Origin of the sequence: Streptomyces sp. R28 (assembly GCF_041052385.1) — a bacterium.
GTDB lineage: Bacteria > Actinomycetota > Actinomycetes > Streptomycetales > Streptomycetaceae > Streptomyces.
Genome location: NZ_CP163439.1, coordinates 1,679,808 through 1,706,686, shown reverse-complemented (window position 1 = coordinate 1,706,686; position 26,879 = coordinate 1,679,808). Strand labels below are relative to the sequence as shown.

24 protein-coding genes, 2 pseudogenes and 1 riboswitch are annotated in these 26,879 nt (G+C 69.7%); of the genes and pseudogenes, 13 read left to right on the top strand and 13 right to left on the bottom strand.

The window, feature by feature from the left end; translation table 11 throughout:
• The first annotated feature begins 113 nt into the window (after window positions 1-113).
• Window positions 114-210: riboswitch (glycine riboswitch) on the top strand.
• A 176-nt stretch (window positions 211-386) separates the two neighbouring features.
• The gene (gene gcvP, locus AB5J49_RS07375) at window positions 387-3,272 is read left to right on the top strand and encodes an aminomethyl-transferring glycine dehydrogenase (RefSeq protein WP_369167666.1); all 2,886 of its coding nucleotides are present in this window, start codon (window positions 387-389) and stop codon (window positions 3,270-3,272) included.
• Between the two features lie 97 nt (window positions 3,273-3,369).
• Here gcvP and AB5J49_RS07370 read toward each other — a convergent pair whose 3' ends face one another.
• The 3 genes from AB5J49_RS07370 to AB5J49_RS07360 all read right to left on the bottom strand — a co-directional run bounded on the left by AB5J49_RS07370 (window position 3,370) and on the right by AB5J49_RS07360 (window position 6,463).
• On the bottom strand, window positions 3,370-3,789 hold the full coding sequence (locus tag AB5J49_RS07370; RefSeq protein ID WP_369167665.1) for a molybdopterin-binding protein: 420 nt from the start codon (window positions 3,787-3,789) through the stop codon (window positions 3,370-3,372).
• A gap of 86 nt (window positions 3,790-3,875) precedes the next feature.
• Window positions 3,876-4,328 (bottom strand): hypothetical protein, encoded by a 453-nt coding sequence (locus tag AB5J49_RS07365; protein ID WP_369175072.1) that lies wholly within the window; start codon window positions 4,326-4,328, stop codon window positions 3,876-3,878.
• Between the two features lie 176 nt (window positions 4,329-4,504).
• Window positions 4,505-6,463: an amino acid transporter gene (locus AB5J49_RS07360; protein WP_369167664.1), complete on the bottom strand. Its 1,959-nt coding sequence runs from the start codon at window positions 6,461-6,463 to the stop codon at window positions 4,505-4,507.
• A 618-nt stretch (window positions 6,464-7,081) separates the two neighbouring features.
• Between AB5J49_RS07360 and AB5J49_RS07355 the strand changes: the two genes are divergently transcribed.
• The 6 genes from AB5J49_RS07355 to AB5J49_RS07330 all read left to right on the top strand — a co-directional run bounded on the left by AB5J49_RS07355 (window position 7,082) and on the right by AB5J49_RS07330 (window position 13,587).
• On the top strand, window positions 7,082-7,417 hold the full coding sequence (locus tag AB5J49_RS07355) for an SAV_915 family protein (RefSeq protein ID WP_369167663.1): 336 nt from the start codon (window positions 7,082-7,084) through the stop codon (window positions 7,415-7,417).
• 12 nt (window positions 7,418-7,429) lie between these two features.
• On the top strand, window positions 7,430-8,767 hold the full coding sequence (gene lysA, locus AB5J49_RS07350) for a diaminopimelate decarboxylase (RefSeq protein ID WP_369167662.1): 1,338 nt from the start codon (window positions 7,430-7,432) through the stop codon (window positions 8,765-8,767).
• A gap of 568 nt (window positions 8,768-9,335) precedes the next feature.
• On the top strand, window positions 9,336-10,631 hold the full coding sequence (locus AB5J49_RS07345; RefSeq protein ID WP_369167661.1) for an extracellular solute-binding protein: 1,296 nt from the start codon (window positions 9,336-9,338) through the stop codon (window positions 10,629-10,631).
• Window positions 10,632-10,637: 6 nt separating this feature from the next.
• Complete coding sequence (locus AB5J49_RS07340; protein ID WP_369167660.1) at window positions 10,638-11,636, top strand: carbohydrate ABC transporter permease; 999 nt, start codon at window positions 10,638-10,640, stop codon at window positions 11,634-11,636.
• Window positions 11,633-12,463, top strand: a complete 831-nt coding sequence (locus AB5J49_RS07335; protein WP_369167659.1) for a carbohydrate ABC transporter permease — start codon at window positions 11,633-11,635, stop codon at window positions 12,461-12,463. The genes AB5J49_RS07340 and AB5J49_RS07335 overlap by 4 nt, the downstream gene beginning before the upstream one ends.
• Before the next feature lie 53 nt (window positions 12,464-12,516).
• Window positions 12,517-13,587 carry an endo-1,4-beta-xylanase gene (locus AB5J49_RS07330; RefSeq protein WP_369167658.1) on the top strand — a complete coding sequence of 357 codons (1,071 nt, stop codon included), beginning with the start codon at window positions 12,517-12,519 and terminating at the stop codon, window positions 13,585-13,587.
• Between the two features lie 145 nt (window positions 13,588-13,732).
• Here the strand turns inward: AB5J49_RS07330 and AB5J49_RS07325 are convergent, their stop codons facing one another.
• Complete coding sequence (locus AB5J49_RS07325; protein WP_369167657.1) at window positions 13,733-13,939, bottom strand: DUF5999 family protein; 207 nt, start codon at window positions 13,937-13,939, stop codon at window positions 13,733-13,735.
• A 444-nt stretch (window positions 13,940-14,383) separates the two neighbouring features.
• The gene (locus tag AB5J49_RS07320; RefSeq protein ID WP_369167656.1) at window positions 14,384-14,977 is read right to left on the bottom strand and encodes a hypothetical protein; all 594 of its coding nucleotides are present in this window, start codon (window positions 14,975-14,977) and stop codon (window positions 14,384-14,386) included.
• A gap of 563 nt (window positions 14,978-15,540) precedes the next feature.
• On the opposite strand from AB5J49_RS07320, the gene AB5J49_RS07315 reads away from it, so the two are divergent.
• Window positions 15,541-17,058, top strand: coding sequence for a glutamate--cysteine ligase (locus AB5J49_RS07315; RefSeq protein WP_369167655.1), 1,518 nt, complete (start codon window positions 15,541-15,543; stop codon window positions 17,056-17,058).
• Window positions 17,059-17,241: 183 nt separating this feature from the next.
• Here the strand turns inward: AB5J49_RS07315 and AB5J49_RS07310 are convergent.
• Window positions 17,242-17,511: pseudogene (locus AB5J49_RS07310) on the bottom strand (hypothetical protein); the annotation flags it as partial.
• A gap of 80 nt (window positions 17,512-17,591) precedes the next feature.
• Between AB5J49_RS07310 and AB5J49_RS07305 the strand changes: the two are divergent.
• Complete coding sequence (locus tag AB5J49_RS07305) at window positions 17,592-18,392, top strand: CPBP family intramembrane glutamic endopeptidase (protein WP_369167654.1); 801 nt, start codon at window positions 17,592-17,594, stop codon at window positions 18,390-18,392.
• A gap of 69 nt (window positions 18,393-18,461) precedes the next feature.
• On the opposite strand, the gene AB5J49_RS07300 is transcribed toward AB5J49_RS07305, so the two are convergent.
• The 6 genes and pseudogenes from AB5J49_RS07300 to AB5J49_RS07275 form a co-directional block, all read right to left on the bottom strand.
• On the bottom strand, window positions 18,462-19,271 hold the full coding sequence (locus AB5J49_RS07300; protein ID WP_369167653.1) for a PhzF family phenazine biosynthesis protein: 810 nt from the start codon (window positions 19,269-19,271) through the stop codon (window positions 18,462-18,464).
• A gap of 97 nt (window positions 19,272-19,368) precedes the next feature.
• Window positions 19,369-19,767 carry an HAD family hydrolase gene (locus tag AB5J49_RS07295; RefSeq protein ID WP_369175071.1) on the bottom strand — a complete coding sequence of 133 codons (399 nt, stop codon included), beginning with the start codon at window positions 19,765-19,767 and terminating at the stop codon, window positions 19,369-19,371.
• Window positions 19,768-19,858: 91 nt separating this feature from the next.
• A pseudogene (locus tag AB5J49_RS07290) lies at window positions 19,859-20,008 on the bottom strand (DUF6188 family protein); the annotation flags it as partial.
• 18 nt (window positions 20,009-20,026) lie between these two features.
• Window positions 20,027-20,935, bottom strand: a complete 909-nt coding sequence (locus AB5J49_RS07285; protein ID WP_369167652.1) for a class I SAM-dependent methyltransferase — start codon at window positions 20,933-20,935, stop codon at window positions 20,027-20,029.
• 772 nt (window positions 20,936-21,707) lie between these two features.
• The gene (locus AB5J49_RS07280) at window positions 21,708-22,508 is read right to left on the bottom strand and encodes a phosphotransferase (protein ID WP_369167651.1); all 801 of its coding nucleotides are present in this window, start codon (window positions 22,506-22,508) and stop codon (window positions 21,708-21,710) included.
• 322 nt (window positions 22,509-22,830) lie between these two features.
• Window positions 22,831-23,424, bottom strand: a complete 594-nt coding sequence (locus AB5J49_RS07275; protein ID WP_369167649.1) for a TetR/AcrR family transcriptional regulator — start codon at window positions 23,422-23,424, stop codon at window positions 22,831-22,833.
• 135 nt (window positions 23,425-23,559) lie between these two features.
• Here AB5J49_RS07275 and AB5J49_RS07270 point away from each other — a divergent pair, with 135 nt between their 5' ends.
• The 3 genes from AB5J49_RS07270 to AB5J49_RS07260 are packed head-to-tail and all read left to right on the top strand — an operon-like array spanning window position 23,560 to window position 25,603.
• On the top strand, window positions 23,560-24,078 hold the full coding sequence (locus tag AB5J49_RS07270; protein ID WP_369167648.1) for a carboxylesterase family protein: 519 nt from the start codon (window positions 23,560-23,562) through the stop codon (window positions 24,076-24,078).
• Complete coding sequence (locus AB5J49_RS07265; protein WP_369167647.1) at window positions 23,985-25,133, top strand: carboxylesterase/lipase family protein; 1,149 nt, start codon at window positions 23,985-23,987, stop codon at window positions 25,131-25,133. The genes AB5J49_RS07270 and AB5J49_RS07265 overlap by 94 nt, the downstream gene beginning before the upstream one ends.
• Window positions 25,134-25,192: 59 nt before the next feature.
• The gene (locus AB5J49_RS07260) at window positions 25,193-25,603 is read left to right on the top strand and encodes a hypothetical protein (RefSeq protein ID WP_369167646.1); all 411 of its coding nucleotides are present in this window, start codon (window positions 25,193-25,195) and stop codon (window positions 25,601-25,603) included.
• A 102-nt stretch (window positions 25,604-25,705) separates the two neighbouring features.
• On the opposite strand, the gene AB5J49_RS07255 is transcribed toward AB5J49_RS07260, so the two are convergent.
• The gene (locus AB5J49_RS07255; RefSeq protein ID WP_369167645.1) at window positions 25,706-25,972 is read right to left on the bottom strand and encodes a hypothetical protein; all 267 of its coding nucleotides are present in this window, start codon (window positions 25,970-25,972) and stop codon (window positions 25,706-25,708) included.
• Between the two features lie 251 nt (window positions 25,973-26,223).
• Between AB5J49_RS07255 and AB5J49_RS07250 the strand changes: the two genes are divergently transcribed.
• Window positions 26,224-26,844 (top strand): PadR family transcriptional regulator, encoded by a 621-nt coding sequence (locus AB5J49_RS07250; RefSeq protein WP_369167644.1) that lies wholly within the window; start codon window positions 26,224-26,226, stop codon window positions 26,842-26,844.
• The last annotated feature ends 35 nt before the right edge of the window (window positions 26,845-26,879 follow it).

Sequence of the window (26,879 nt, the reverse complement as noted above, 5' to 3'; positions counted from 1 at the left end):
GGGGCCTCCACTGGTCGCAACTCATCCGTAAGCACTACGAAAAGGCACATTGGGGAGCGCGGCCACTCGAAAGTCAGTGCGTGGACCCCGCTGGTAGGCTGGCTAGCGGCTGCTGACCCCGCGCGGGAGAGTCCTTCGGACACCATCCGGAGGCGCCGAAGGAGCAAATCCTCCCCGGAATCTCTCAGGCACACGTACCGCACGGACGAGGTCACTCTGGAAAGCAGGGCGGGGGTCGACGGCTTCCGCTCTCACCGACGGTGAAAGCCGGGAGCCCTTGGGTGCCCCGGTGAAGCTCTCAGGTTGAGATGACAGAGGGGGAGGCCGTCGGGGTACCCGTGCCGTGGTGCCCCTCGAAGGTCGTGTCAGACCAGGAGGCCTCCGCAATGACCGCCCATCGCATTCCGCTCGCCGAGCTCGAGCAGGGGATCCCTTTCGAGCAGCGTCATATTGGTCCTGATCATGAGGCTCGGGCCAAGATGCTTGCCCACGTCGGGTACGGCTCGCTGGACGAGCTCACCGCCGCCGCGGTGCCGGATGTGATCAAGAACGCCGATTCCCTTGATCTGCCGGGGGCGCGTACCGAGGCCGAGGTGCTCGCAGAACTGCGGTCGCTCGCCGATCGCAACCAGGTGCTGGACTCGATGATCGGGCTCGGGTACTACGGGACCTTCACACCGCCGGTCATCCTGCGCAATGTCATGGAAAATCCGGCTTGGTACACCGCTTACACGCCGTATCAGCCCGAGATCTCGCAGGGGCGACTCGAAGCCCTGCTGAACTTCCAGACCATGGTCGCCGACCTCACCGGACTGCCGACCTCCGGTGCCTCTCTGCTCGACGAGGGGACGGCGGCGGCGGAGGCCATGGCTCTGTCCCGGCGTTTGGGCAAGAACAAGAAGGGGCTGTTCCTGGTCGACGCGGATGTGCTGCCGCAGACCATCGCCGTGATCGAGACCCGCGCCGAGCCGACCGGTGTGGAGGTGGTTGTCGCCGATCTCAGCGACGGCATCCCGGCCGAGATCGCCTCGCGTGAGATCAACGGCGTGCTCCTGCAGTACCCGGGCGCGTCCGGTGTCGTACGGGACATCGAGTCCGTCATCGAGCAGGCTCATGAGCTCGGTGCCCTCGTCAGCGTCGCCGCCGATCTGCTCGCGCTCGCGCTGCTGAAGTCGCCCGGTGAGCTCGGGGCGGACATCGCGATCGGGACGACGCAGCGGTTCGGGGTGCCGATGGGCTTCGGCGGGCCGCACGCCGGTTACATGGCCGTGCGCGAGAAGTTCGCGCGCAGCCTGCCGGGGCGGCTCGTGGGTGTGTCCGTGGACGCGGACGGGAACAAGGCGTACCGCCTGGCCCTGCAGACGCGTGAGCAGCACATCCGGCGCGAGAAGGCGACCAGCAACATCTGCACCGCTCAGGTCCTGCTCGCGGTGATGGCCGGGATGTACGCCGTCTACCACGGGCCCGAGGGGCTGAAGGGCATCGCCCGGCGGACGCATCGGTACGCCTCCATCCTCGCCGCCGGCCTCACGGCGGGTGGGGTCGAGGTCGTGCACGCTTCCTACTTCGACACGCTCACCGTGCGTGTGCCTGCGAAGCCCGCCGAGATCGTCACCGCCGCCCGGCAGAACGGTGTGAACCTTCACCTCGTCGACGCCGACCACGTGTCCGTCGCCTGCGACGAGACCACCGCGCGGGCCCAACTGGGCGCCGTATGGGCGGCGTTCGGGGTCGAGGGTGACATCGAGGCGCTGGACGCGGTGACCGAGGACGCCGTGCCGGGCGCGCTGCTGCGCACCGACGATTACCTCACGCACCCTGTCTTCCACCAGCACCGTTCCGAGACCGCGATGCTGCGCTACCTGCGCAGGCTCGCCGACCGCGACTACGCGCTGGACCGGGGCATGATCCCGCTCGGGTCCTGCACGATGAAGCTCAACGCGACGACCGAGATGGAGCCGGTCACCTGGCCGGAGTTCGGGCAGCTGCACCCCTTCGCGCCGGCCGAGCAGGCGCAGGGCTATCTGACGCTCATCCACGAGCTGGAGGAACGTCTCGCCGAGGTCACCGGCTACGACAAGGTCTCGCTGCAGCCCAACGCCGGGTCGCAGGGTGAGCTGGCCGGGCTGCTCGCCGTACGCGGATACCACCGGGCCAACGGGGACGAGCAGCGCACCGTGTGTCTGATTCCGTCTTCGGCTCACGGGACCAACGCCGCCAGTGCCGTCATGGCCGGCATGAAGGTCGTCGTCGTGAAGACCGCCGAGGACGGTGAGATCGACGTCGCGGATCTGCGGGCGAAGATCGAGCAGTACCGCGACGAGCTCTCGGTGCTGATGATCACGTACCCGTCGACGCACGGCGTGTTCGAGGAGCATGTCGCCGACATCTGCGCGCAGGTGCACGAAGCGGGCGGGCAGGTGTACGTCGACGGCGCCAACCTCAATGCCCTGGTGGGGCTGGCCAAGCCGGGGCACTTCGGTGGCGACGTCTCGCATCTGAACCTGCACAAGACCTTCTGCATCCCGCACGGAGGCGGTGGCCCCGGGGTCGGTCCGGTGGGTGTGCGTGCGCATCTGGCGCCGTACCTGCCGAACCATCCGATGCAGCCGGCGGCCGGACCGGAGACCGGCGTCGGGCCGATCTCGGCCGCGCCGTGGGGTTCTGCCGGGATCCTGCCGATCTCGTGGGCGTACGTCCGGCTCATGGGCGGCGAGGGACTCAAGCGGGCCACGCAGGTGGCCGTGCTGTCCGCCAACTACATCGCCAAGCGGCTGGAGCCGCACTACCCGGTGCTCTACACCGGGCCCGGCGGGCTCGTCGCGCACGAGTGCATCATCGATCTGCGGCCGCTGACCAAGGCGACCGGGGTGAGCGTCGACGACGTGGCCAAGCGGCTCATCGACTACGGCTTCCACGCGCCGACCATGTCGTTCCCGGTGGCCGGGACGCTGATGATCGAGCCGACCGAGTCCGAGGATCTGATCGAACTCGACCGTTTCTGCGAGGCGATGATCGCCATCCGTGCGGAGATCGAGAAGGTCGGGTCGGGTGAGTGGCCCGCCGACGACAACCCGCTGCGGAACGCTCCGCACACCGCCGGGGCGCTGGGCGGGGAGTGGGAGCACGCTTACGGCCGTGAGGAGGCCGTGTTCCCGTCCGGGGTCACGGTCGCCGACAAGTACTGGCCGCCGGTGCGCCGGATCGACCAGGCCTTCGGTGACCGGAACCTCGTGTGCTCCTGCCCGCCGCTGGACGCGTACGAGGACTGACCTGCCGAGGGGCTGACGTACCGACGGACTCACGTTCGGACGTAGGTGAACGAAGGGCTCCGCCCTGGCCTTCCCGGCCGGGCGGGGCCCTTCTGTGTCACGCCGTCGACAGGGCGACCTCCGTCGCCTTGACCAGCGCGACAACCGGGGCGCCGGGGGAGAGGACGAGGTCGGTGGTGGCGTCCCTGGTGATGGCCGCGGTCAGGGCGCCGCCCTCCACGGCGATCTTGACCGAGGCCATCGCGCCGCCCGTGGCGATGCCGGTGATCGTGCCGGGAAGCTGGTTGCGGATCGACAGGCCCTCGATCGGGGCCGTGGCGAGGGAGATCTCCGTCGCCTTCACGAGGGCCTTCACGGCGGTGCCTTCGGCCAAGCCGAGATCCTCGACGGCCTCCAGGGTGATCGCCGCGGTGAGGTCCTGGCCGCCGCTGAGGCGGAGCTTGACCGTTGCCATGACCTCGCCGGGGGTGATGGCGGTGATCGTGCCGGGGAGTTGGTTGCGGATGCTCAGGGTCATGGGGGAGCGCCTCGCTGACGGTGGGGGATGTGGGGGCTTTGTCGTAAGTTGTCGCCTGTGCGGCGATCCCTACCGTAGTGCGGAGTTCAGGAGAACCCCGACGCCTTGAGCACCGCTCGCGCCGTCGCGTCGTCGATCTGATGCCCCAGCTGCTCCAGCACGTCCACGCCTTCGCGCAGCGTCCCGCGTTGGCGCGAGCGGCGTACCCCGGTGTCCAGCTCGTGCCACAGCAGCGGGTTGGCGACGAGGATCCGTGGGTCCAGTTCCAGGCGGTGGCCGTCCGTGTCGCACAGGGTCAGGTGCGCGGAGATGTCGCCGTACTGCCGTACCGTCACCAGCGCGTCCGTGCGCACCGCCTGCCGTCGTACGAGGCCACGCACCGCCAGCCATCCCGGGCCCGCGGTCACGCGCTGGGGGAGCAGGATCGTGAAGACCACGGCCGTCAGCACCAGCCACAGCAGGGCCCGGGGCGTGGTCAGGGTCCGCGCGTCGTAGTCGACGAGCAGGGCCATGCCGAGGAAGGCCAGGGAGCAGCCCATGGCGAATCGGGCGTCGTCACGCCAGTGGCGGTCGCCGGTCGGGGCCGGACGCGGTCTGCTTCCTCCGGACGGCACAGTGCAGACGGTAGGGGTCCCGGCGCGGGAACGGTCCGGCTGACGGCGCTCTTGACGCCTTACGGTTCAACCTTGACGCGATCCTGATGCCCGCGGCCGTTTCAGCCGGTGTGTACCCGTGGCCTGCGGTCCCGGTCGGGTTCGGCCTCGCGCAGCACCTCGCGGGTGACCGGGGCGACCTCGCCCTGGCCCAAGAGGAAGAAGCGCAGGAAGTTGTGGAAGGGGCTGCCCTCGGTCCACTCGAAGTAGATGTGCGGGATGCAGCCGGTCGTGTCGCGGACGTGCAGGAGCAGTGCGGCCAGGGCGTTGGGAATGGAGGACGACTCCAGGGTGAGGACGCGGTAGCGGCCGTGCATGACGTCGCCGCGCACGGTCAAGCCGGCCTCGAACTCGGAAGGGTCCGTCACCGTCACTTCGACGAAGACGAAGTCCTCCTGCTCGGGCATGTCGTTGTCCTGGCGGATCTGCTCGATCTTGTCGCGGTACTCGGCCTTGTCCCGGCGGTCCGGCTCGTTGGCGATGAACCGGATCCTGCGGCTGGCTATGTCTCTGACGAATCGTTCCGCCATGTCGTCCAGCGTCACGCTGGTCACGCGGAGCTCGAAGGCGCGCAGCAGCCGGGAGAGCAGGGAGATGAGGATGATGCCGGCGATGAAGCAGGCGCCGATCTTCACGCCGTCGGGGCGCTCGATGACGTTCGCGACGGTCGTGTAGAGGAACACCGCGGAGATGACCGCGAAGGCGATGGTCCAGTGCCGCTGACCGGCCTTGCGGGCCGCGATGGTCACGGCGATGGCCGCGGAGCTGATCAGCACCAGGACGCCGGTGGCGTACGCGCCGCCCTGGGCGTCGACGTCGGCGTCGAAGATCCAGGTGACCAGGAAGGCGACCAGCGTGAAGACGATGACCATCGGACGCACCGCGCGCGCCCAGTGCGGGGCCATGCCGTAGCGAGGCAGATAGCGGGGCATCAGGTTGAGCAGACCGGCCATGGCGGAGGCGCCGGCGAACCACAGGATGGCGATCGTCGAGACGTCGTAGACCGTGCCGAAGGCGCCACCGAGGTACTCGTGGGCGAGGAACGCCAGCGCGCGGCCGTTGGCCTCGCCGCCCGACTCGAACTCCCTCTCCGGGATCAGCAGCGTGGTGATGAAGCTCGTCGCGATCAGGAAGCAGCTCATGATCACGGCGGCGGTGGTGAGCAGCTTCTTCGTGTCCCGGATCCGGCCCTTCGGTTGCTCCTCGGTGTCGCCGGAGTCGCCCTTGACGTGCGGCATCACCGCGACGCCCGTCTCGAAACCGGAGAGGCCGAGGGCGAGCTTGGGGAAGACGATCAGGGCGACGCCGATCATGGCGAAGACGTTGCCGTGCTCGGCGGTGAGGGCGTTGGACCAGTCGGTGACCACGTGCTGCTCGGTGACGACGTGGTAGAGGCCGACGACCACGACGACGGCGTTGAGCACGAGGTAGACGCCGACCAGGGCGACGGCGACGCCGATCGCCTCCAGGAACCCCTTGAGGAACACCGCGCCTAGCAGCGCCACGAGGATGAGGGTGATCAGGAGCTGCTTGTCGTGCAGTGCGCTGTTCAGGTGCGGGTTCTCGACCAGGTGGGTCGAGGCGTCGGCCGCCGACAGTGTGATGGTGATCAGGAAGTCCGTGGCGGCGAAGCCGAGCAGGGTCAGGACGAACAGCTTGCCCTTCCAGAAGGACAGCAGCCGCTCCAGCATCGAGATGGAGCCCTCGCCGTGCGGGCTCTCCTCGGCCACCCGACGGTAGACGGGCAGGGCGCCGGCGAGGGTGACGATCACGAGCACGATGGTCGCCACTGGGGAGAGCAGGCCGGCCGCGAGGGCGGCGATGCCCGGCTGGTAGCCGAGAGTCGAGAAGTAGTCGACGCCGGTGAGGCACATGACGCGATACCAGGGCCGGCCCTTGGGGGCGGGCTCCGGCTCGGCGTGCGGATCCTGAGGAGCGTGGCCCTTGCCCATGTCGGACAGCCCCTGCAGCATCCAGGCGCGCAGACGACTGGGCGGTGGGTGTTCGGTCGTGGCGGCCATCGGCGTGCTCCTGATGTGCGGATCGGCGTAGTGCTCCGGCCATCACGCGGACGGCGGCACCAGCGTAAGCAGAGAGTGACGCACGGGCCCGCGGATAGGGGGGCCGGCGGCGTCAAGCTTCCGTTAAGACTGGCCGTGTCGGCGGTGGCTGCACATCAACAATCGAGCTCAGGGGCTTGAGGGCGCCCCGTTGGGCTGTACGGGAACGCGTGGACGCCTTGCGGGTGGGTGGATACCCAGCGTGATGGTGCGGGCCGGTTCCGTGTCGCACTTGCGTGTCGTACTGGCTCGCGTCTCGGGCAGGGGGGTGGGCCCGGCAGCTGGGGCCGGCCGTAACGGGGCGCCGGTGGCACCCGTTGTCGGCCAGGTCTCGTGTCAGCATCCCGTCAGCGTCCGGACGGTCGCCGTCAGAGTGCCGTTATGAGCCGTTCGGAACCCCGGACGCCGGGCATGGCGTCAGTGGCAAACCCCGGTCCGCCTCCCCGCGTCCGGGGCTGTCGAACCGCTCGCCCGACCCACCTCGGAGCTCACCCGACCCACCTCGGGTCTCACTGACCCACCTTCTGGCTCTCGCCCGATCCACCTCGGACCCACCTCGGATCCACCCGGAGGCATCCCATGGCAGACACCCTGTCCGACGAAGACCCGGAGCCCTCTGATCGGTTCCCGGCCGGCCCGCTGTACGTTCCGGTCCGGCCGGGACCATCGGGGTGCGTGACGCGCCTCTTCCGCACACCTCTCGGCGGCCGTACGGCCGTAGGCTTCACCTCCGAGCGGCAGTTGATCGCCACGCTCGGGCCGAAGCAGGCGTGGATCGGGCTCGCCGAGCCCGCACTGCGCGCGCTGACGGCACCTCTCGGTGTCACCACCCTCACGCTGGATCCGCAGTTCGCGGCACCGGCTCCCACGCCGGTCGAGTCCGTCGTCCCTGTTCCCGTACTGCGGATCGGCTGAGGGGGCCCCGCCATGACCACCCTCCACGAACCTGCGGTCTCTTCCGGCGCCGACGCCCTGTCCGTGTGGCCCGTCTCCACCGCCGAGCCCCGCCCGGGTGCCCTCTCCGTCGGCGGCGTGGCCCTGGCCGAGGTCGCCGATCGCTTCGGCACGCCCGTCTACGTCCTGGACGAGGCCGAGGTGCGCGAACGCTGCCGGACCTACCGGCATGTCTTCCCCGACGCGGAAGTCCTGTACGCGGCCAAGGCGTTCCTGTGCCGGGCGATGGTCCACTGGATGGACGAGGAGGGACTCGGGCTCGACGTGTGCTCGGCCGGCGAACTCGAACTCGCGGTCACCACTGGATTCCCGCCGGACAGGATCGTGCTGCACGGCAACGCCAAGTCCCCGCGCGACCTGGAGACCGCCCTGCGCCTCGGGGTCGGCCGTATCGTCATCGACAGCCCCTCGGAGATCGCCCGGCTGGCCGCGGCGGTCGGGCCCGGCGGCCACCAGAAGGTGATGGTCCGCGTCGTGCCGGGCATCAGCGCCGGCGGACACGAGAAGATCCGCACCGGCACCGAGGACCAGAAGTTCGGACTGTCCATCTCCGACGGGTACGCACAGTACGCCATCGCCCGCATCCTCGATCAGCCGCAGCTCCAACTGGCAGGCCTGCACTGCCACTTGGGTTCGCAGATCACCAGCGTCAAGCCCTATCTCGCCGCCGTGCGGCGCCTGGTCGGTCTCATGGCCCGGCTGGACGAACAGCACGGCCTGGTCCTGCCCGAACTCGACCTGGGCGGCGGTCACGGCATCGCCTACCGGCCCGGTGAACCGGCCCTGGACCTGACCCTGCTGGCCCGCAAGGTGCGTGCGGAGCTGGTCGAGGCGTGCGCGGCAGCGGGGCTCGCCGTGCCCCGCCTCGTCATCGAACCCGGGCGGGCGATGGCGGGCCCGGCGGGGATCGCGCTCTACCACGTCCTCGCCGTCAAGCGCACCGGCGCGCACATGTACGTCGCGGTCGACGGCGGCATGAGCGACAACCCCCGACCCGCCCTGTACGGGGTCCGGTACGCGCCCCGCCCGGTGGGCCGGCGCAGCACCGCCGCCCCGACCCCGGTGACCGTGGTGGGCCGGCACTGCGAGGCGGGCGACGTCGTCGTCCCCGCCGACGTCGAACTCCCCGACGACATTCGCCCCGGAGACCTGCTCGCCGTGCCGGTCGCCGGCGCCTACCACCTGTCCATGGCGTCCGGCTACAACCTGGTGGGCCGCCCACCGGTGGTCGCCGTGGACGACGGCCGCGCCAGGCTCCTGATCCGCCGCGAGTCCTTGGAGGACATCCGCAGCCGCGACGTCGGCCTGTAGCGGACGCGGCCTCACCGACCCACCTCCGGACGAGAGACGGGCCGGCCGTCGTCCGGAGGTGTCGTGCGGCAAGGTGGCGTCGGGCACGCGCGCTGCAGCTGACCCCGTAACGTTCGCCATGTCGACCGAATGTTTCGGAGATTTCCGCTCCAGCCTCTGAGTACTTCCCCGGCGCCCCGCGTCCTGGAGTGGGTGGACGGCCGACGAAGGTCGGCCCCAGTGCGGGAGTCGCACGCGGCGCCGGCCCGCCGGCTGCCCGGCGAACTCCCCTCTCCGCGGGACGACTTCGACGCCGTGAGCCCGGCGTCGTACCGGATCTCCCCACGCTCTACCAGGAGCAGCCTCGACCGTAACCGAGGGCGGCGCGGCCTTCGACCTGTTCAGGTATGTCCCTCAAGGGCAGCACCTGCCGTGACGGTTGGCGGCAGATTCACCGCGTTCAAGGGGTTGCCACCGTTTGGCAGCTGTCTCTAGGGTGCGGCAACGACGCAGCTTTCTGGGTCAACTCCGAAACTTTCGATCCAGTGGACGGCCGTGAACGGGCCGTCCCGTACCCAAGGAGCGCATGATGGGCGACCCGGGACTGTCCCGCCGCGGCTTCCTCGCGACCTCTGCCGCAGCCGGTCTGGGCATGACGGCACTGAGCGGTTGCGGCGGCGACTCGGAGGGAGGGTCGTCGGACGGGACGACCACCATCGAGTGGTGGAACATCTCCACCACCCAGCCGGCGAAGGGCGTCTGGGCGGCGCTGGCCAAGAAGTTCGAGGCGCAGAACCCCAAGGTGAAGGTAAAGATCGTCCAGTTGGAGAACGAAGCCTACAAGTCCAAGATGACGGCGCTGACCGCATCCGGGGAGCTGCCCGACATCTTCCACACCTGGGGCGGCGGGGTCCTCAAACAGCAGGTCGACGCGGGCCTCGTCGAGGACCTCACGGACCGGACCAAGGACTTCGCCGACGGCCTGCTGCCGGTCGCGAAGGAGGCGTACACCCTCGACGAGAAGGTGTACGGCATCCCGTTCGACATGGGCATGATCGGCTTCTGGTACAACAAGGCTCTCTTCAAGGCCGCGGGCATCACCGAGCCGCCGACCACCTGGAGCGGCTTCCTCGACGCCGTGCGTGATCTGAAGGCGAAGGGCACCACCCCGCTGGCCCTGGCCGGCAAGGAGAAGTGGCCCGGCATGTACTACTGGGCCTACCTCGCGATGCGCACCGCCGGCGCCGCCGCCCTGCAGAAGGCCTACGACGACAAGGACTTCACCGGCGACGCCTTCGTCCAGGCCGGTCAGCACCTCCAGGAGCTCGTCGACCTCCAGCCCTTCCAGAAGGGCTTCCTCGGCGCCGCCTACTCCACCCCCACCGGCCAGGCCGCGGCCGTCGGCAACGGCAAGGCGGCGATGGAGCTCATGGGCCAGTGGGCCCCGGTCGTGCAGGCGGACTCCGGCAAGGGACTCGGCGACGACCTTGGCTTCTTCCCGTTCCCGGCGGTCGACGGCGGCAAGGGCGCGATCACCGAGGTGTTCGGCGGAGGCGGCGGACACGCCCTGCGCAGCGGGGCTCCGCAGGCCGCCGTCGACTTCCTGAAGTTCTTCGCCTCGGAGGCGACGGACGTGGAGCTGGTGAAGAAGACCGGCGTCCTCCCGGTGGTGCCGGGTGCCGAGAGCGCCATCACCGACCCGAACATCAAGGCCGTCCAGGCACAGTTGAAGGGCGCCACCGGCTTCCAGCTCTATCTCGACCAGGCGTACGCGCCCGCCGTGGGCCAGGAACTCAACGACAGCGTGGCCGCGCTCATCGCCGGGTCCAAGTCTCCCCAGCAGGTCACCGAGTCCCTCACACAGGCCACGAAGGAAGAGCAGTAGCCGGCGATGACCTCCACGTTCCTGCCGGACAAGCGGACCGGCCCCGACGCCGACGTCCCGCCCCTGTCCGCCGGCGCGGCCCCGGGACGGGGCCGGCGGCGCGCGCTGCACTGGCTCACCGCGGTCGCCTTCCAGATGCCCGCCCTGGTGCTCTTCCTCGTCCTGGTGCTGCTGCCGATCCTGTTCGCGCTGTACGCGGCCTTCTTCCGTTGGGGCGGCTTCGGCATGCCGTCCGACTACATCGGCACCGACAACTTCACCCGGCTCTTCCAGGACCCCGTCTTCCTCGGGGACCTGGGGCGCTGCCTGTTCCTGGTCGTGCTCTCGGTCGCCGTCCAGCTGCCGTTCGCGCTCGCCATGGCCGTACTGCTCAACCAGAGGCTGCGCGGCCGGGCCGTGTACCGGATGCTGTTCTTCGCGCCGTACGTGCTGTCCGAGGCCATCACGGGCGTGCTGTTCAGTATGGTCTTCGCCCCCGACGACGGCCTCGCCGACCACCTCCTCGGGTACGTCGGGCTGGACGGGCTGGGCGGGGAGTGGTTCGCCGACCCGTCCATGGTGATGGCGACGCTCTTCCTGGTCATGACGTGGAAGTACTTCGGCTTCCACATGATGCTCTACCTGGCCGGACTCCAGTCCATCCCCAGGGAGTTGACCGAGGCCGCGCTGATCGACGGCGCGAACGCCTGGCAGCGCTTCCGCGGCGTCACCCTGCCGCTGCTCGCGCCCACCCTGCGCATCAGCGTCTTCCTGTCCGTCATCGGGGCGATCCAGCTCTTCGACCTGGTCTGGGTCACCACCGCGGGCGGCCCCGACCACCACTCCGAGACGATGGCCGTGACCATGTTCCAGTACGGCTTCAAGCGCTACCAGGTCGGCTACGCCAGCGCGATCAGCGTGGTCATGTTCGGCATCAGCCTCGTCTTCGCCCTCGCCTACCAGCGGTTCGTGCTCCGCCGCGATCTCGAAGGGGCCACCACGACGATGAGGGGAGACGCCAAGTGACGGCCAAGTCCGGCAGGAAGAGCCTGCCCCTGCACCTGATCCTCGTCGTGGTCGGCGCGGTGATGGGCCTGCCCCTGCTGTACGCCGTCCTGTCCGGCTTCAAGTCCACCGACCAGCTCTCCCGCAACCCCGTGGGGCTGCCCAGCCCGTGGGTGTTCTCCAACTACCGCGGCATCCTCGGCTCGGGGGACTTCTGGCGGCTGGTCGGCAACAGCACGCTGATCGCGGTGGCGACGACTGTGCTGGTGGTCGCCGTGTCCGCGCTGGCCGCGTTCTCCTTCGCCCGATTCGCCTTCCGCGGACGGGAGTTGCTGTTCACGCTGTTCACGATGGGGCTGATGTTCCCCTTCGCGGTGGCGGCCCTGCCCCTCTTCCTGCTGCTGCGTTCCATGGGGCTGCTCGACAACCCGCTGGGCGTGATCCTTCCGCAGGCCGCCTTCGGGCTGCCGATGACGATCATCATCCTGCGCGGCTTCTTCCGGGAGATCCCCGGCGAGTTGGAGGAGGCGGCCACGCTGGACGGGTGCGGGCCGTTCGGGTTCTTCTGGCGGATCCTGCTGCCCATGGCGCGGCCGGCGCTGGGCACGGTCTCGGTCCTCGCCGTCGTCACCAGCTGGAACAACTTCTTCCTGCCACTGCTGGTCTTCACCGACTCGACCTGGTGGACCCTGCCCATCGGCGTCCAGCAGTTCCAGGGCCAGTACTCCGCGGACTACGCCCGCGTGTTCGCCTACCTCGTGCTGGCCATGGTCCCCGCCCTCGCCTTCTACTCGGTCGCCGAGCGCCAGCTCGTCGGCGGCCTCACCGCCGGCGCCAGCAAGGGATGACGCGCGCAGGCGGACGTACGGCTCAACACCACCGATCCGTGAGGAGTCGCACCATGCGCACTACGACCACCCGCTCCCGCACCCGGCTCAGACTCGCCGGGGCCCTCGCCGCCGTGCTGGTCGCGGCCGGCGTGGCCACCGGCCCGGCGGCGCAGGCGGACGAACGGCACGGCAAGCAGCCCACCCTCGCCGAACTGGCCCAGCGCCACGGCCGCTACTTCGGCAGCGCCACCGACAACCCCGAGCTCGTCGACGAGCCGTACAAGGCGCTCCTCGGCAGCGAGTTCGACCAGATCACGCCGGGCAACGGCATGAAGTGGTACGCCACCGAGCCCCAGCAGGGCGTGTTCGACTTCTCCAAGGGCGACGAGATCGTCGACCTCGCCCGCGCCCACCACCAGAAGGTGCGCGGCCACACCCTCGTCTGGCACAGCCAGTTGCCCGACTGGCTGACCGGCCGCGAGTGGACGGCGGCCGAGCTGCGGCCCGTACTGAAGAAGCACATTCAGACGGAGGTACGGCACTACCGGGGCAAGGTCTTCGCCTGGGACGTCGTCAACGAGGCGTTCAACGAGGACGGCACGTACCGCGACACGGTCTTCTACAAGACGCTCGGCCCCGGCTACATCGCCGACGCCCTGCGCTGGGCCCGCCAGGCCGACCCGAAGGTGAAGCTCTACCTGAACGACTACAACATCGAGGCGATCGGCCCGAAGAGCGACGCCTACTACAACCTCGCCAAGGAGCTGAAGGCCGACGGCGTTCCGCTCGACGGCATCGGCCTCCAGGCCCATCTGGCGCTCCAGTACGGCTATCCGACCACGTTGGAGGACAACCTCCGGCGCTTCTCCAGGCTCGGACTCGACACCTCGCTCACCGAGGTGGACATCCGGATGATCCTCCCCGCGACGCAGGAGAAGCTGGCCCAGCAGGCGGACTGGTACGCGGACCTGACCGACGCCTGCCTCGCGGTCCGCCGGTGCGTGGGGATCACCATCTGGGACTACACCGACAAGTACTCGTGGATCCCGGCGTTCTTCGAGGGCCAGGGCGCGGCCCTGCCGTGGGACGAGCAACTGCGCCCGAAGCCGGCGTACTTCGCGCTGAGGGAAGCGCTGAAGTAGGCCCCGGCTACGGTGAGTCACCGCCCCTGGACGCACGTCGGGGCCGGCTCGCAGTCAGGGTCTGCGACCGGCCCCTGGGGTACGCCGGGCGTCCGTAGCGCCGCCCGGTGGTGCGGGCCTGTCCGGCGTGGTCCGCGGGCAGGCGTTACGCGGCGGTCATCACCTTGCCGGTGCCCAGTGGACGGTGCGGGGCGATGATCTTGCCGTCCGGCAGGAGCTCACCGGTGTCCTCGAAGAGCAGAACACCGTTGCACAGCAGGCTCCATCCCTGCTCCGGGTGGTGCGCCACGAGACGGGCGGATTCCCGGTCGGCGGAGTCGGCTGAGGGACACGGTGGCTGGTGCTGGCACATGGATGGGATCTTTCGCTCTGTCGTGATGGGTGAAGTGGCTGTGGTGTCTGTTTCGCGGCGTGAAACTTCGTTCATGGCCGCCCCCCGTTGGCGATTGGTCGGTCGGAACCCAGTGTTGCCCCACGGGCGTGAATCCGCAGGGATTTCGCAGCACCGCTTCTCACAGGTTGAGGACGCGTCACCCGCGCGGACGGTTCATCCCAACTCCACTGTCACTTTGGATGGTTCGAAGTGGTCGGATGGGGCTAGTCCGCGGGGGCCGGGGGCTAGCGGGCTCATTCGAGCGCATTCTCGCTCGTACGAGTTATTTACGTTTCGTGCGTGCGTGTTTTCTGTTGTCCGATACGAGCCTAATCCCATTGCCCCGATCCCACCGCAAACAACGGCGTACCCCGCCACCCGGAATCGGGCAGCGGGGCACGGAGCCGTTCGCGCGATGTGCTGTCAGGCGGGCGAGCCGAGCAGGGGAGGCAGCGGAGCCGGGGTCGCCCGGTGGGCGAGCACCGGGAGCAGTTCGGCGACCCGGTGCGGCACGTGGGCCGCGATGCCGGGCGGGGCCGGGGCCAGCGGCACGAGGATGTCCGTGCCGTCGGGGTGCCCGGTGGCGCCGTCCGCGGTGCAGTCGCTGTGCAGCCAGAGGGTCAGCATGTAGAGGCCGGGGAACGACAGCAGGCGCGGCTGGTAGGCCTGCGTGATCGTCTCGGTCTGGCGCAGCGCCCGCTCGGTGGAGGCGATGTAGGGACCCTCGAAGAAGTGCGAGAAGGCCCAGCCGTCGGGCGTCAGCCGGGTCTCGGCCGCGGCCACCGCGCGGTCGCCGCAGCGGATCAGGAAACGCCAGCCGGCCAGCCGGGTCGCGGCCACCCCCGCCGGGGTGATCTCGTCCACGACATGGACGGGCAGCGGGAGTTCGGGTGTCGCGGGCCCCTGGGCGGCGCGCAGGGAGGGAGTTCGGGCCTCACTGACCGCGGTAGGCGAGCCGAGTGCGGTGAGGACGGAGCGAAGTGCGGGCGCGGGAGCCGGGGGGACATGCAGCGGCATGGTGGGTCGCCTCTCTCATTCGACAGGCACGGTGGCGCGAGGGCAGGGCGGGGCGGGGGCGGACGGCGCTGTCTGCTCACGGAGGTCAGAGAGGCGGGGGCCGGGGTCTGGGAGCGAGAGACGTGGGTGAGGCCTGCCGTACGTCTCGTGGACGGCAGGTCCTGGACCGCGGGCGCCAACCCTCTGCCTTGATTGCGGAGTTTATACGACGAGTGTTCAGACGATGTTTCGTCTAACCGCTTTTGGTGCACTCGACAAGGGGCCATTCGGTCGGCGTTATGCGGGAATCATCCCGATTCCCGGCCGGTCGTGCGGCGATGACCTCGAAAAATGCCCCGGGTGCGGTCGGCCAATTCTCGTCGGCGTTTTTCACGAGTTCGTGAGGCGACCGAACCGCACGGTGGTCCATGCCTGGTGAATGTGCCGCCGGTCACGTCCGACAGCCTAGCGGGCGTCGGCCTCGCGCGGGACGTTATCGATCGCTTCGGCTGGGCATCATCCCACCTGACCCGGGAGACCGGCGGCCCGGTCTTCGGTCCGCCCATCCGAGGAGGGAAGCTTCGATGGGGGAGAAGGTCGTGGCAGGTCGGTTCGATCTGTCCGATCGTCAGCGCTACCGCCGGAAGCTGCGGCAGTGTCTGACGGGCCTGGAGCGGCTGCTGGAGGCGAAGCGGTTCGACCGCCCCAAGAACCTCATGGGGCTGGAGATCGAGTTGAATCTCACCGGCGCCGACGGCATGCCGAAAATGTTGAATGGTCAGGTACTCGAGCGGATCGCGAGCCGCGACTTCCAAACAGAACTCGCCATGTTCAATCTGGAAGTCAACATAGCCCCACATCGATTGCAGGGGCGGGTATTCGACCGGCTCGCCGAGGAACTCCGTACATCACTGGCATATGCCGACCGAAAAGCGGGTGAGCTCGACGCGGGAATCGTGATGATCGGCATTCTGCCGACCCTCGACCGCGACGACCTGGTCTCCTCGAACCTCTCCGACGTCGACCGCTACGCCCTCCTCAACGACCAGATCGTGGCCGCCCGCGGCGAGGACTTCACGCTCGACATCGACGGCGTGGAGCATCTGACGTGCACGTCGAAGTCCATCGCACCCGAGGCCGCCTGCACCTCCGTGCAACTGCATCTCCAGGTCACCCCGGGGCGCTTCGCCGACGTGTGGAACGCGGCTCAGGCGGTTGCAGCGGCCCAGGTCGCCGTGGGCGCCAACTCGCCCTTCCTCTTCGGGCGGGAGCTGTGGCGCGAGTCCCGCCCGCCGCTGTTCCAGCAGTCCACCGACACCCGCCCGCCCGAACTGCAGGCCCAGGGCGTGCGGCCGCGCACCTGGTTCGGGGAGCGGTGGATCTCCTCCGCGCACGACCTCTTCGAGGAGAACCTGCGCTTCTTCCCGGCCCTGTTGCCGATCTGCGACGACGAGGACCCGCTCGAGGTGCTCGACGCCGGCGGCGTGCCCAAGCTCGCCGAGCTCGTCCTGCACAACGGCACCGTGTACCGCTGGAACCGCCCGGTCTACGGCATCGCCGACGGCGTCCCGCATCTGCGCGTGGAGAACCGCGTGCTGCCCGCCGGGCCCACCGTCACGGACGTCATCGCCAACGCGGCCTTCTACTACGGCGTCGTCCGCGCCCTCGCCGAGGAGTCACGGCCGGTGTGGACCCGGTTGCCCTTCGAGACGGCGGCGGCCAACTTCGACGCGGCGTGCAAGCACGGCATCGACGCGCGGCTGCGCTGGCCCCGGCGGGGGCGGTACGGCGGGACGACCGAGGTCGACGCGGTGAGCCTCGTTCGTGACGAGCTGTTGCCGCTGGCCGAGGCCGGCCTGGAGGCGTGGGGAGTGGAGTCGGCCGACCGGGATCTCTACCTCGGTGTCATCGAGGAGCGGTGCCGCAGGCGCATGAACGGGGCGTCCTGGCAGTCGGCCACCTTCCACCGGGCCCTGGAGTCGGGGCTGACCCGGGAGGCGGCACTGGCGGCGACGACCCGCCGGTACCGCGAGCTGATGCACCGCGGGGACCCGGTGCACACCTGGCCGGTGGGGTTGCTGGAGCCGGTGCCGCTGGGGTGACCGCCGAGGCGGTTGCCGGGACAGGTCCCGTCAGCCCGGCCTGCCCGGTGTCCCCGCGTCCACGATCGCCTTCAGGATCACCGAGTGGATCTGGGACGGGTCCGTCACCTCGTGGCCCGAGCCGCCCTTCGCCTCGGCGATGCGGTCGGCCTCCTCGCGGTCGGCGTCGGGGCCGACGGCGACCTGCTGCGCCGCCGCTCCGAGGGCGGGAGCCAGGCCGGGGGAGGCGGCCAGGGTCAGCCGTACCGGGTCGTTCTGGCAGGAGGAGCCGAAGGAGAGCAGTCCGCCCTTGACCGCGGCGGCCGTACCGCCGGCGACGGCCAGGACGAGGCCCGTCGCGACGGCCACCGTACGGCGGCGTGCGCGTCGGCGGGGGTCGCCTCGGCGGAGGTCGCCTCAGTGGGGGTCGCTGCCGCCCGCCCCATACTGATCGGGCAAGCTGTGACGTCCCATGACGGTGGTGCACCTCCCTGTCGCCCTGCCCAGCGGCGCGGCGATGAGGATGCGGCGGGATTACTCAACTGGAGGCAGGTGTGCAGGGCGAGGCAGGCCCCGTGGCCGATTCTTTTCCGCATGAGCGGCCCTCGCGACGGATTCTCCGTGATGAGACGCTGCTCGTTCTGGGGCTTTCGCTCGGTGCGAGCGGTGTGTCCGCCCTGATCAGTTTTGTGGGATCGGTCACCAAACCGGGCGGTCTCAAGGACCAGGCCGCCACCCTCAACGCCTCGGCCGCGCCGGGCCGCCCCTGGCTGGATCTCGCCTGGCAGCTCTTCGGGATCACCACCGCGCTGGTGCCCGTCGCCCTCGTCGCGCACTTCCTGCTGCGTGAGGGAGCGAGCCTGCGCGTGCTCGGCTTCGACCGCACCCGCCCCGGGCCGGATCTCGCTCGCGGAGCGGCGATCGCGGCGGTGATCGGCAGCACCGGAATCGCCTTCTACCTGGCCGCCCGTGGGCTCGGCTTCAACCTCACCGTGGTGCCCGAGGCGCTGCCCGACGTGTGGTGGAAGTACCCGGTGCTGATCCTGTCCGCCCTGCAGAACGCGATCCTCGAAGAGGTCATCGTCGTCGGCTATCTGCTGCGCCGGCTGGGCCAGTTGGGCTGGACGCCCGGCACCGCGTTGGTGGCCAGTTCCGTACTGCGCGGCTCGTACCACCTGTACCAGGGCATCGGCGGTTTCCTGGGCAACATGGCGATGGGCGTGGTGTTCGTCTACCTGTACCGGCGCTGGGGTCGGGTGGGCCCGCTGGTCGTGGCGCATTCCCTGCTCGACATCGGGGCGTTTGTGGGGTATGCGCTGCTGGCCGGGAAGGTGGGGTGGCTGCCGACGGCGTGAGCCGTTCCGAGGGGGCGTACGACGGTTTCGTACGCCCCCTTTGGCGTCCCCCCCCCGGCCGGACCGGAGCTAGGCGATCAACTCCCCCTCGATGACGGTCACCGCGCGGCCGCTCAGCAGAGTGCGGTCGCCGCGCAGCTCGGTGCGGACACGGCCGGAGCGCGGGGAGGCCTGCAGGCCGGTGAGTTCGGCCCGGCCGAGGCGCTCGGACCAGAAGGGGGCGAGGGCCGTGTGGGCGCTGCCGGTGACCGGGTCCTCGTCGATGCCGAAGTTCGGGAAGAAGCAGCGGGAGACGAAGTCGTAGCCCCGGGTGGGGTCCTCGGCGCGTGCGGTGGCGATGATGCCGCGCTCGGAGTAGGCGCCGAGGGCCTTGTGGTCGGGGGTCAGGGCGTGGACCGTCTTCTCGTCGGCGAGCTCGATGAGCAGGTCGCCGATGTTCGGACCGGTGTCGAAGGCGACGAGCGGCTCGGCGCCGAGGGCCTGCGCGACTCCGTCCGGGACCTCGACCGGTGTGAGCGGAGCGGTCGGGAAGTCGAGCGTGAGGGAGCCGTCGTCGCGGGGCGTGGCGACGAGGACGCCACTGCGGGTGGCGAACCGCACGGGCCCTTCGTGGGCGCCGGTGCTGTGCAGTACGTGGGCCGTGGCCAGCGTGGCGTGCCCGCACATCGCCACCTCGGCGGCCGGAGTGAACCACCGCAGCGCCCAGTCGGCCTCTCCGCCCTCGTCCAGCCGGTGCGCGAACGCCGTCTCGGCGTGATTGACCTCCATGGCCACCTTCTGGAGCCAGTCGTCCTCCGGGAAGGCGTCGAGCAGCAGGACCCCGGCCGGGTTGCCGGCGAAGGGGCGGTCGGTGAAGGCATCGACGATTCGAATCCGCATGACGCCGACGTTAGGCGGTGCGGCAGAGGGGCGGCCAAGGCCAATTCGGGGGTGCTGGACCGATTTCGGGGAGGGGTACCTCGATCAGCGGCACACCCTATGGCCGCGTACCGATGGCGTGGTTGATCGCGGAGGCGACGTCGGGAGCCGTGTGAGTGGGCTCGTAGGAGCCCTGCGTCCAGGGCCGTCCGTCCGTCACCCACACGCTGCGAAGTCCGAGCGCGTCGGCACCGGCGATGTCGGCGTGCGGTGAATCGCCGATGACCCACGCGCCGGGGAGGGGGAGGCCGACGGCTGCGGCTGCCGCTTGGAAGATCTCCGGTTCGGGCTTCTTGTGACCGACGGCTTCGGAGACGACCCAGCCCTGGACGAGTCGGTCGAGTCCGGGGTTGCGGATCTTCGTTTCCTGTTGGATGGTGCGGCCGTTGGTGACGATGACGCAGGTCCAGCCGTCGGCCTGTGCGTTCACCAGTGCCCGGCGGGAGGAGCGCGCCAGGCGGACGCGGTCGACGGCACCGGTGTCGAGAAGGGCTCGGACTGCGCGAGCCGGTACTCCGTCCCCGTATCGGTCGGTCGGACCAGACTGCGGGATCGCCCCCGGGCAGCGACACGAAGCGCCACCCCGCCGGGCCCGTGACCTGCCACACTTCGTAGGCCCGATCGGACGAGCAGGTCAGGTGGTGGCCTGTGTCGAAAACCAGACGCAGGGTGCCGGACTTGAACGCGACCGCCGACAGGACTGTGCGGATCGATGCTTAGTTCTTCGCGGTGCCTTCGAGTTGGAAGTGCCAGATGACCGCGATAGGGGAATCGTCCAGGGCCGCAGCCGATGCTTCCGGACACCAGTGCAGCAGGTCCCAGGACACGCATGTGGGGAGCGGGTCCGGGGCGGTGTCCGGGGCGAGGTCGTGGCGCGGGCGGCGAGGTTCCTCGCAGTGCCGGACCTGGAACCCGAGCGGGAGGGCTGCGGCGAGGTAGCCACTGAGCGGGCGGTGGTACTCGGCGAGAAGGGACGGGTGGCCGTCCGGGCCGGGACGGCGCGGCAGGGTCGGCCTGAGGTAGGACACCAGCAGGTGGGCGTCCGAGACCACGAGGTGTCCGCCGGGACGTAGGACGCGCGCGAACTCGGCCAGAACGGGGGCCAAGTCGGGGACGTGGGTCAGGGCGAGCGCGCAGACGATGGTGTCGACCGTATTGTCGGGAACCGGCAGCCGGTGCAGGTCGGCCTCGTGGAAGTCGACATCCGGCAGACGCTTGCGAGCCTGGGCAAGCATTCCCTGTGACGCGTCGATGCCGATCACGTGGTGCCCGAGTTCATGCAGGTAGGCGGTGTGACGGCCGGTTCCGCAGGCGGCGTCCAGCGCCGTGCCGACGGGCAGGCCGTCCAGGATGCGCCGGACGACGGGCTGCTCGATGTCGATCATCTGGTTGCCGGGAGCGTCGTAGTGCGGCGCCCAGGACCGGTAGACGTCGGCCGTGCTGATCGTGCCCTCACTCGCCGTCACGCCCTCGGCATGCGCAAGGGCGGGCGTGTCCAGCAGGGCCCGGATCTCGGCGATCCGGGCCTCGACGAACGCCCGGTCGGCGCTTCCCTCCCGGAAGCCGCGCAGCAGAGCGGCGCCCTCGATGCCCAGCAGATATCCCAGGGGACTCAGGTAGGTCACCCCAGGGACGGTACGGACACATGCTCCGACGGCTCCACCGGTTTTCCGGCGCTTCGGGCAACCGTCCTCGGTGGACCGGATCACATGCGACCACAGGCGAATCGGACCGCGAACTTTGCCCTCGTGCCATCGAAGCCTCAGTGACGGCGCAGTGCTGAGCAGGCTGCTCGTGGCGTGACCAAGGCCCAATGGTGACCGCTCTCCTGAGCGGCGCCCGGTTCCGGTGCCGACATGGATGGATGGAGCAACTTGATGCGTGGGACAAAGCTGGGAGTTATTGCGTTACTGGTGGGCGCCGCGATCGTCTGTGGCTCAAGCACAGCCACCGCGGCCCTGGAGCCGGTCGATGCCGCGCCAAGCGGATTCGGCCAGGACTTGCCGCGCCCGCCGACGGGCAGCTCAACCAGCTCGTGGGCGCCGTAAGTGCCCCTGTGGCCGCCGTCGCCGTTTACTGCGTTGCACCGTGGAAGCAGTCGGGCTTCGGCGTCAAAGATTTCTACACCGCATGCGTTGCTGCCCCCGTGACCGGGGCCTGACCTCTCCACCTCGCAGTCGATGCGCAGAGCCTCCGCTCAGTTCTGGGTGGAGGCTCTGCGCTGTGTGGCCTACCGGGCGATGATGGCGAGCGGGACGGTCTCGCGCACCTCTTGGCAGTCCTTCCCCCGGCGGCGGTCGGCAGATCCGTCACTGGTCCTCCAGCAGCTTCCTCCCCCAAGGTCAGTGAGCGTCGGCCGGGGGATAGGGCCGCCAGACAGCACCCGCGTCTTCGGCCTCAGTTCAGCAGGGCAGCCGTGAACGTCTGGCGGTGGTCCACCAGCCAGGTCTGCATGCGGTCCCAGCGTTCCCATCCACCACGCTCGGCCAACGCCTGGAGATAGACGGGGTCTCCGCCGGCCACGCGGCGGGTGACGAAGGCCCGGCAGACCTCCGTGGCCTGCCCGATGACGCCGGGCAACTCGGCGCGGTCCCCCGCCGAGAGGCCGTAGCCGTCGGCAAGAATCCGCAGCCGGGCGGCCGCATCCAGCCCGGGCGGGTAGAGAGCGGCCGCGGACTCGGGATCAAGCATGGGCACCCAATAGCGGGCGGTCATGGCGATGTCCCAGAGGGCACGGCCCGGGGCCGCCAAGTCGAAATCGATCAGGGCCGCGGCACGACCGTCGCGGAAGACGACGTTCTCCGGGCACACATCGTTGTGGCACAACATCGTTCCCCCCTCAGGGTCGGCGAGGTCCGGGGGCCACTCGGCACGGGTGTCGACCGCGACGGCCGCGCTGGTCTCATGCAGACGCCGCAGCAGGCTCCCCACCGATTCGAGGGCAGAACTCGTCATCGCCCAGTCCGGGAACGGCGGCAGAGCCACGTCGCCAGGGATGAAAGTCAGCTGCTCACGGCCATCCGCGGTGAGACCGACAGGGGCCGGCGCCGCGTCGAAGCCGTGCTCCTTCAGTGCAAGGAGACAGGCATGCAGGGCGCGCGCGTTGCGCGGTGCCGGTCGCTCCACCAACTCCCCTCGGCGGAAGACCGCCCCGGCGTTCGCCATGCCGCCGACCAGCGCCTCGTCTTCAGCCGTCATGAGGATCACGCTATCGCCAGACCGACCCCGCCCGACCCCGCCGCCCGGGCCGGGCCGCAAACCGTGTCCACCGCCTTCACGAACGGAGCGACGTGGTCCCCGTTCCCGCTCCTCGACTGAATGGCAAAGGACACCTGAGCCACTGCCCGAAGGGCAACGCATCCCACTCGCAGCGTCGCTGACCGGCGGAAATGTCACCTGGTCGGAGCTCGCTCAGCGCCCCCACCTTGGACGATCTCCCTAGGAAAGGCCATAGCGCGAGGTCACCGACCTGGACGTCACACGGCGAAGTTCTGGTCAGCCGATGCCCCGCCGTCGGCGGTTACCGGAATAGATGGTCAAGGTAATAGTCGATGGCAGCGGCGGCTTGTTCGGGGGTACGCAGGCCCAGGACGACGGGTGGACCCTGCGAGTCGGCGATGCCGAAGAGCAGTTCCGCTTCCACCTCGGGGTCGCGGTCCGGCGCGATGTCGCCGGCTTCCTGAGCCATGCGGACGAGGTCGGCGAGGAGCCGGTAGAGGCGGGGCAACCCGTCGACGTAGAGGGCTCGCAGCTTGGGGTTCGCAAGCATGCGGATGAGGTACGCGACGCCGACGAGCCACTCGCGGCGACGCCGGTCGTCCCCGGGGATCGTCTCCAGCAGCACCCAGCGCAGCGCCTCCCGAGGGGTGGGCTCGCCCTCGGGCCATGCCTGCTCGTTCCATCGCTGCTGGACCAGCCAGTCCTGGTACTCGATCGCGTAGGCGAGCAGTTCGTCCTTGTTGGCGAAGTAGTGCTGGATGCGCCCGGCCGAGACGCCCGCCTGCGCCGCCACGGCCCGCACGGAGATCGCTTCCAGACCATGCTCGGCGACGATGTCGAGCAGCGCCTCGGCGATCTGGTCCCGGCGGGCCTTGTGGTCTACCTGTCGCGGCACGTCGACGGGCACCTCTCTTCCTCGTGCTTGCCCTCCTGGGCGGATCAGCCTAATGTCGTTGTGGCAATACGAACGTATTGTAAAAAGTGATGGGCCGCCTGCACACTGCAGCGGCAAGAGGGAGAGGGCCGGACCATGCCAAAGCGACGCTCCACTGCCCGCGCCGCACTGGGCGCGGCCCTCCTCGTGGCGGTGATGGGCACATCGGATGCGGTGCAGACCTCGCCGGCGACGGCCGGGCAGCACCCGCACAGTCAGCCTGCCCGCGGTCAGCACCCCGAGGCCCGGTCGGACACCGCCCGTACTCGCCAGGGCCGCCTGGAGGGGTTAACCGCCGACGGCGTCACCACCTATCAAGGCATCCCCTACGCGGCGCCTCCGGTCGGCCCGCGGCGCTGGCAACCCCCGGCCGCGCCACCCACCTGGACCGGCACGCGGACGGCGGTCGAGCCCGGACCGGCCTGCGCGCAGCCCGAGGTGGCGGACTCCGCGGAGGACTGCCTGTACCTCAACGTCACCACGCCCGCTGATGGAACGGACCGCCGGCCTCGCGGCCGGTCGTGGTCTGGTTACACGGCGGGGCCTTCAGCTCGGGCTCCGGGGATCAGTACGACGCCACCCGGATGGCCCGGCAGGGCGACGTCACGGTCGTGACGGTCAACTCGCGCCTGGGCGCCCTGGGCTTCTTCGCCCATCCGGACCTGCCTGACTCCGGTGCCTTCGGCCTGCAGGACCAGCAGGCGGCGCTGCGCTGGGTACGGGACAACGCTGCCGCGTTCGGCGGGGATCCCGGCAATGTCACGCTCATGGGCGAGTCCTCCGGAGGCGCGAGCGTGTGCGCCCAGCTCGCCTCGCCCAAGGCCGCCGGACTCTTCCACCGCGCGGTCATTCAAAGCGGCTCCTGCCGGCAGAACTGGCCCAAGAACACGCTCGCGCCCGGCGACCCCGCCGCCACCTATTTCGCCCGCCAGGACGAGCTGGCCGCCAAGGGCCGCGGCGCTCTGGGCTGCCGCAGCCTGCAGTGCCTGCGCGCCAAGCCCGTCAAGGACGTGTTGTCCCTCAACGGGCGCTTCCACCAGCCCGCCTACGGGACGAGTGTCCTGCCCCGCTCGCCGGCCCGCGCGCTCGCCGCCGGCAACGTCCACCGCGTGCCCGTCCTGCAGGGCAACACCCGTGATGAACACCGGCTGTTTGCCGCCCTGTTCACGCTGGACGCGCCGATGACGGCAGCGGACTACCGCCGCCTGCTGACCGAGACCTACGGCCGGCGGCAAGCGGCCCGCATCGCCCGCGTGTACCCGCCCGGTGCCACGCCCGCACTGGCCTGGGCCAAGGTCGGCACCGACCGCAGCTGGGTGTGCCCCACGCTGGCCGCCGACCGGCTGCTGGCCAGGCATGTGCCGGTCTACAGCTACGAGTTCGCCGACCGCCGCCCACCCGCACCCGACCTCCGCCCCGACTTCCCGCTGGGCGCCTACCACAGCGCGGAGCTGCCCTACCTGTTCGGCATGGGCGACCTCCGCCTCGACGAAGGGCAGTCCGCCCTCTCCCGACGCATGATCGCCGCGTGGACGACGTTCGCCAGGACCGGCACGCCCGGCGACGGCTGGCCGCCCTTCCCGTACACCCAGCAGCTGGCTCGGAACACGTTCTCCGGCGTGGACGCGGCGGCCGAACACCGCTGCGCCTTCTGGTCGCGCAACTCCTGACGCCCGTGAGCCGCACATCTCCCGCGGACCGTACGAACGAACCCCTCCGGAGGATCCCCATGAACGAGATCGGCGCACCGCTCGCCGAGGCCGACTACATCGGCGCCACCGCCCACGAGTTGAGCGAGAAGCGAGCAGCGGCGAAGATCGCCGCCGGCGTCAGCCAAAAGACTCTCTTCCAGCGCCGCGGCCGGATCATCCTGCACCCCGACCTGCTCGTCCTCACCGACTGGTCCGACAACGGCGACCTCACCCTCACCCGCGCGGACATCACCGCGGCAGAAACCCGCTTCACCCACCTCTACGGCCGCTTCCTCGGCGGCCTGCTGAACGCCGGCCAACCCCTCATCCTCACCACCACCAATGCATCGGCCGACGAGGTGTACCTGCTCATCAACCACCGCGGCTTCCTGGAGACCACGGACGATCGGGCCTGGGAGAAGCGCATCGAGCGGTGGCGCCGCGGCTGAAGCGTCGGGGTTGCAGCGACCTCCCCGGTACCGCTGCTCGTCTATCCCGCGCCTGCACCGCACCGCCCTCCCACTGACGTATTCGGTGATCGTGCTGCCGCGTCAGGTGGTGGTGCCTTCCGAAGCGGTCACCGTCTGCTGTCCGTTCTTCGGGGCATGACCATCTCGGGGAGATGCGCCACGGAGCCTGCTGATCTCTCCGTATGTGGTCTCCAGACGCCTGGCGAGGTCGCTGTTCTCCGCTCGCGGCAGCTTGATTCGCGCGAGCGCGGTCTCCAGCCGTCGCTGGACGGAGGAGGCCGACGCGGGCTGTGAGCCGGTTCGCTCGGTGGCGGGCTGCCGGTCCTGCGTCTGCCTGATGGCGGCCACGAGGTCGGGCTGGGTGTATGGCCATGATCTTGAAACGCTGCCGCTCTCCTCGCCACCCGTGGCGCACCGTCCCACGACGTCGTTCTTCTCGCCCCGGACGGCCCCCCAGATCCTGGGCTCGCCCCTCGGAGCACGCGAGGAAGCCAGCAACCAATACCGGACTCCGACCGCTCACGGTGCTTGCCATGCGAGCTATACCGATATATCGTTGAGGCATCGCGACAGATCAACGATGGAATGGAGTGATTGCGATGCGCTCCCATGGATTCGAGCGTGGACACGGTGGACACGGTCACCACGGCCGGGGCGGTTTCGAGGGGCTTCGCGGCGCCTTCGGGCCGTTCGGGCCGGGCGGTGGCCCCGGCTTCGGTGGGCCTGGATTCGGGCCCGGCCCCTGGGGGCCGAGGGGTGGTCGCGGCGGACCGCGAGGGAGGGCGCGGCGCGGTGATGTGCGCGCCTCGATCCTCGCCCTGCTGAAGGACCGCCCCATGCACGGCTACGAGATGATCCAGGAGATCGCCGAGCGCAGCGGCGGGGCGTGGAAGCCCAGTCCCGGCTCGGTGTACCCCACCCTCCAGCTGCTGGAGGACGAGGGCCTGATCGCCAGTGAGAGTGAGGGCGGCAAGAAGCTGTTCTCGCTCACCCAGTCGGGCCGTGAGGCGGCCGAAGGGGGGCCCGAGGCGCCCTGGGAGGAAGCCTCCCGTGGTGTCGACTGGGAGGCCCTCGGTGAGATCCGTCAGGCCGGCTTCGGTCTGATGGAGGCCTTCGGGCAGGTCTGGAAGACGGGCAACAAGGAGCAGCGCGAGAAGGCGCTCGCCGTCATCAACGAGTCCCGCAAGAAGCTGTACCTGATCCTTGCCGACGAGGACTGAGGCGAGGGGTGAGAAGAGCCGGTGGCCCTCTCGCC